The sequence below is a fragment of the bacterium genome (assembly GCA_035529855.1).
In the GTDB taxonomy this organism is placed as follows: domain Bacteria; phylum RBG-13-66-14; class B26-G2; order WVWN01; family WVWN01; genus WVWN01.
Window position 1 is genome coordinate 1 of sequence record DATKVX010000036.1, and the last position, 4,801, is coordinate 4,801.

The 4,801-nt window shown below is 60.1% G+C and carries 6 protein-coding genes; all 6 read right to left on the reverse strand.

All coding sequences use genetic code 11. The features are described from left to right. A partial coding sequence (locus VMX79_03275; GenBank protein ID HUV86111.1) for a hypothetical protein occupies window positions 1–199 on the reverse strand: 199 nt, incomplete at its 3' end. Window positions 200–1,459: 1,260 nt separating this feature from the next. Beyond that, window positions 1,460–2,245: a hypothetical protein gene (locus VMX79_03280; GenBank protein HUV86112.1), complete on the reverse strand. Its 786-nt coding sequence runs from the start codon at window positions 2,243–2,245 to the stop codon at window positions 1,460–1,462. Then, entirely contained in the window at window positions 2,245–2,706 is a 462-nt protein-coding gene (locus VMX79_03285) for a hypothetical protein (protein HUV86113.1), read from the reverse strand. The genes VMX79_03280 and VMX79_03285 overlap by 1 nt, the downstream gene beginning before the upstream one ends. Continuing rightward, window positions 2,706–3,020, reverse strand: a complete 315-nt coding sequence (locus VMX79_03290) for a hypothetical protein (GenBank protein ID HUV86114.1) — start codon at window positions 3,018–3,020, stop codon at window positions 2,706–2,708. Before VMX79_03290 ends, VMX79_03285 begins: the two co-directional genes overlap by 1 nt. 176 nt (window positions 3,021–3,196) lie before the next feature. After that, window positions 3,197–4,117 carry a Mu-like prophage major head subunit gpT family protein gene (locus tag VMX79_03295; GenBank protein HUV86115.1) on the reverse strand — a complete coding sequence of 307 codons (921 nt, stop codon included), beginning with the start codon at window positions 4,115–4,117 and terminating at the stop codon, window positions 3,197–3,199. A gap of 73 nt (window positions 4,118–4,190) precedes the next feature. After that, window positions 4,191–4,637 carry a hypothetical protein gene (locus VMX79_03300; protein ID HUV86116.1) on the reverse strand — a complete coding sequence of 149 codons (447 nt, stop codon included), beginning with the start codon at window positions 4,635–4,637 and terminating at the stop codon, window positions 4,191–4,193. Window positions 4,638–4,801: the final 164 nt, after the last annotated feature.

Consider the following 4,801-nt stretch of genomic DNA (forward strand, 5'->3'; position numbering starts at 1 on the left):
GCACCGCGGCGTGGCACACGGCCCACCCCAGCCGGTCGTACGTGTCGGTGCCCATCTCGACCTCGAACGTGGGTTGGGTGAACCGGCCGATGGGCGCGGCCTTCTCGTAGACGTAGGCCGAGCCGTACTCGTCCTTCAACAGCTGGACGAGGTAGCGCTTCACGCGCTCGCCCGGGCTCTCTCCAATCGTTACGGCCATAGGCTTATACCTCCGCGGCTGCGACGCGGTTGATTACGTTATGTGAATGAGGGGATACTACAAAAGGATGACGTGCGGGAGCGAGGTCGAGGCGTTATTTTTCCTCGGACCGGGCGGGCTCGAAAACCTTAATAGTACGGGTAAAACTGTCAGCGACGTAGACGGCCCCATCGGGGCCCACAGTTAGGCCCGCGATTGTGTATATTCGTATCTTCGGTTCGCCGAATTCGCCGTGGTCAGGGAAACGGAACGCTCCCAAGTATTCCCCGGAAGGGGTGAAATACTGGACCCGATAATTCCCGTCTGCAGGTACGGAATCGGCTACGAAAACAGTTCCGGCCGGCCCTACGGCGACGTGACTCGGGAGGTTGAATTCGCCGGGGCCGGGGCCTTCTACCCCCCACTTACCGAGAAATAAACCGTCCGCCGAAAAATATTGTATGCGGTAATTACTACTATCTGCCACATAAACGTTACCGTTCGGGGCGACATCCAAATCGGCGATCCCCATAAATTCGCCGTCGGCAGACCCCCAACGGCCCCACTCGGTTATTAACGAACCGCTAGCGGTGAACCGCCGGATACAATTATAATTATTATCGAAGCCGTTATCCGCGGCGTATACGGTATTAGAATAGCCCGCGGCCACACGGTCCCACCCCACATTAACGCGCGTCGCCTCCTCCCATCCTCCGAAATACGAACCGGAGGGGGTAAAGGACTTTACGCGCGGCGAGCCGCCTTCGGCGATATAAACGTTACCGCTTGAACCGACAGCGATGTCTCTGGGCGAATATAATTCGTACGGCCGGGAGCCCCCGGACGCCCAAGCGTCTATCACCGAACCTGACGAGTTCAATATTTTTAAACCGGGCTTACTATCTTTACCCCGCGTTTCGCATACGTAAATATAACCTTGAGGGCCGACCGCTAAACCCTTTACGTTACCTAGCCGGGTTTCGTCTTCGGCTCCTCCGCCCCACTCACGAGCCAACTTGTAAACCGAAACGACGGCCTCGCCAGCCGACGAGTAGAACGCCGGAACGAGAAAAGCGAGAGTTAATATCAAACCCCGGCCTAGTGCGTATCTCATAACGAACATGACAAACCACTTGCCTCGACCGCCGTTTTAACGTAAATCCGTAAAAGAAAGGCGGTGCGAAAATAGCACGGATTGCAACATCCGACAAGTAGTTTTAACAGCCAACCGCGCATAACGGAACAATTACCGGTTATCCTTAAAGACATCACGATAATTTTTTAAAGATACGTCCAATGGACCGCGTCCCCCTTATTCAAATACGGACGGTATAACCCGACCATTTCCCCGATCTCATCTAAAAAATTGCGCACACCCGCGAGGTGTTCAGGGATGCCGAAAAAGCCCCTAATCGGTAAAGTCCGTAGGTCAACGCTTTTACCCTTCCAGTGGCCTTTGCCATCCGTCGCGTCGGTCTTTCCGCAAAAGTCCCCTTCTTGCGCGCCGGGTATTTTCGGTACGTGGGTACCTAAAGGCCGATAACACGAAGTGACTTCAATATTATCGCCGTATTTACGTTCTATCTTTATTTTATCCCGGAACTTATCCAGGACTGCTCTAATGTCCGGATGGATCCAAGCCTCCCAGGGACTGTTAGGGTTACCAACGAAATCATAACCTTCTCCCAGTTCTCCTAGCTCACGCTCTATGTCGGGTACGAGCGCCGCTTTTTCAACAACGTGTGCGGATCCTTCGCATCCCGGTGTGGGCGTAGTCTGGAACGGGAGTCCGGGAGGTGATACCCAAACGATTTCACCGGGGCCCCTTACCCTCGAATCGCCTGCGCCCTCCTCCGGCGGCGCGTTACCGGCCCCGCTCTTAAACGGGTCCCAGCCGCCGCCCCCTGGTTTCGGCACGGCAATAACCCGCCATCCGGTAGAAGTCCTTTCAACACGTACTACCTCGACCCCTTCCTGCCGCTCGATTTCTTCGCGGATGAGGTCTTCTTTCCCTTGCTCGGTGGTGAGCGTCGCCAGTAAACCCTCGAACGGATCTTCTTCGGCCATCAGTCCTCCCCGTCGATAAGCGGGAAGCCGTGCTCCGAGTGCGCGTCTAAACCGAACCGGCTATGCGGGCTCGATTTCAAATCGAAGTTCCCGACCGTCGGCGTCGGGACTGTCTTCGCCACCGCCAACGACAGCTTAATCTTCTTGGTCGTAACGTCGCTCTTGAACGCGTCCCACTCGTGCCAATACGTCGCCGCGGCGTTCCGCCCCTCACCGGTCCAGCCCTGCTCGCCGTACGCGGAGTTGATGCAGTGGTAGAGCGTCAGCGCCAGGCAGACGCGCCAGACGTACTTGTCGGCGCCGGGGTCCGTCAGCTCGTAGCGGTCGCGCAGGACCGCCTCTATCTCCGCTTCGGCGCGGTCCCTATTCGCGGTTACTCTTTCGTCGGAACACAGGTCCGCCGTTAACAACGGGTACTCGGTCCGCACGTCGCTTATATTAACCGGAGTCGTCCAGGCCATTATTCGTTCCTCCTTCTCTTGCTCGAGCCGCGGCCGCGGCCTTTGCCGGATGTCGCCTTCTTCTCAGTTGAACTCTTCCTAGCCGTCGCCGGGGGCGCCTTCTTGGCCGCCACCTTCCGTACCTCCAGGTGGCCCATCTCGACGCCGCGCTCGAGGCGCGCCATGTCCGCCGCGGCCTCGTCGAACGCGGTCCACTTGCCGGCGAAGAACCGTACGCCGCCGAAGACGCGGCCCCGCGTCCTCATGAGCGCCGGGCCGTCGCCCTCCAGCGTGCGCAGATATTCGTCCGTCAGTCGTCCCTCGTAGGTGGGCATAATAAATACCTCCTATTAGGAGTAACAGAACCCGCCGCTCAGTCAACGTTCCAAAAGGCGCTAAAACGCGCCAAAGGCGCTCGCCCGCGGCCGGGGGCGAAAAACGGCGCGATAAGCCAGGTACGAGCCCGGGCGCCCGTGGGCAACCCGGGCTCTTGTGGTTACGGTGAAGCGCGTTAGGCGTCGCCGACTATCGCGAGGTACCACGGGCCGTAGCCGAAGCGGTACCGCTCGTACGTCTTGGTGACGTAGTTGTCGGTGTGCTGGTCGGGCTCGAAGACGTTGACCTCGAGGTCGATGCGTTTCTGGAATATGAACGGCCTGACGGGCTTGCCGAGGTCGAGGAAGTACCAGGCGGTGGGGCTGGAGATGTAGGGCGTCTGGATGAGCGCGAGCTTCTCGAAGAACGGGTTGTAGCCGGCGTTCTCGGTGCCCGCGGCGCCCGGCGTGTTAACGAGCATCTCCCACGCCACGCCGGTATCGCCGATGCCGGTGACGACGTGGGTGGGCCGGATGTCGAGCGGGTTGCCCTTGGGGTCCGTGAAGGCGCGCATGACCTTGAGGACGTCGATGGCGTTCGAGAGCGAGGTGGATAGGGTAGCCGTCGCCACGGCCTTGCCCTGGTCGTCGTTGGACTGGTCGGCGCTGCCCGGGTGGTCGGTGTCGAAGAAGTACTGGCCGTCGTGGCACGTGGCCGCGGTGCCGTCGGTGATGAGCGAGCCCCAGTTCTCCTGGAGCTTGATCTGGTGGCCTATGGCGGCGCTCTGGAACTTCTGGCGGATGTAGTTGTGCCGGTCGTCCTCGACCATCTTGCGGTGGATGTCGATGGCCAGGCCGTAGGTGTAGTTGGTTAAGGAGTAGCTCTCGTCGTCGAGGCCGTAGTGGATGCGGGCGTCCTCGTCGATGCGCCCCGGGACCGGCAGGCGGCCGCCGAAGCCGTAGTACTCGGTTTCGCCGTCGCTCGAGGTAATCATCACGGCGTCCTTCCAGGCGGCGTCCTGGTAGTACGAGTCCTCGTAGATGCGGAAGAACTCTTCTTTGCACGCCACCTCCAGCACGCGCGCGAAATCGCTCGGCGAAAGGTTGGGTCCTGCCACTAAAATTCACCCCCCTTAAATTGGGATTCGGACAAGGGGCTTCCGCCCCTCGCAAGGGCCTGAAGGCCCTGGTTTACGGACAATAGTTGTCGACGGCGAGCACGGCCGTCGCGCTCAAGTAGTCGACGCAGCAGCCGACCTTGCAGCCGGTCGAGGAACTCGACTGGACCGTGGCCGGCGTGCCGGAAGCGCCCTCGTCGCAGTAGAACTCGGTGCCGACGTCGGTGACGGCGGGCGTGCCCTTGATGAACTCGAACAGGCCCTTGCGCCACACCTTGATCTTGGCGGTGCCGTCGCCGGTTACGGTCTGAGCCGCGACGCCGGCGAAGGTCTCGCTCGCCAGGTTAGCAGCGTACGTCACGTACCCGGTGAGCGCTGTCGTGTCGTACTCGAAGACCACGAGCGAGCCCTTGTAGATGGTAACGCCGCTCTTGACGACGTAGTGGGTGTAGGCCGAGTCGTCGTTGGGAATGCGGCGCGGGTTGCACTCGTGCTCCGCGGTGATGTTTCCAAATGCCACTTACTTCACCCCCCTTTGGGTTTGGTATAGGGCGGCGGGTATGAACCCCGCCGTTACAATTGGCCGTAGAGCTCGCCGAGGCGGCGCTCGATGGCGGCCTCGTCGTAGCCCATCGCCTTCAGCACTTCCACCACTTCCGGGTTCTCGCGCGCCAAAGGCGACGG

Excerpts from the sequence above, each read along its gene's own strand:
- VMX79_03285 (HUV86113.1), bottom strand. The coding sequence starts at position 2,706 with ATGGCCTGGACGACTCCGGTTAATATAAGCGACGTGCGGACCGAGTAC.
- VMX79_03290 (HUV86114.1), bottom strand. The coding sequence starts at position 3,020 with ATGCCCACCTACGAGGGACGACTGACGGACGAATATCTGCGCACGCTG.
- VMX79_03280 (HUV86112.1), bottom strand. The coding sequence starts at position 2,245 with ATGGCCGAAGAAGATCCGTTCGAGGGTTTACTGGCGACGCTCACCACC.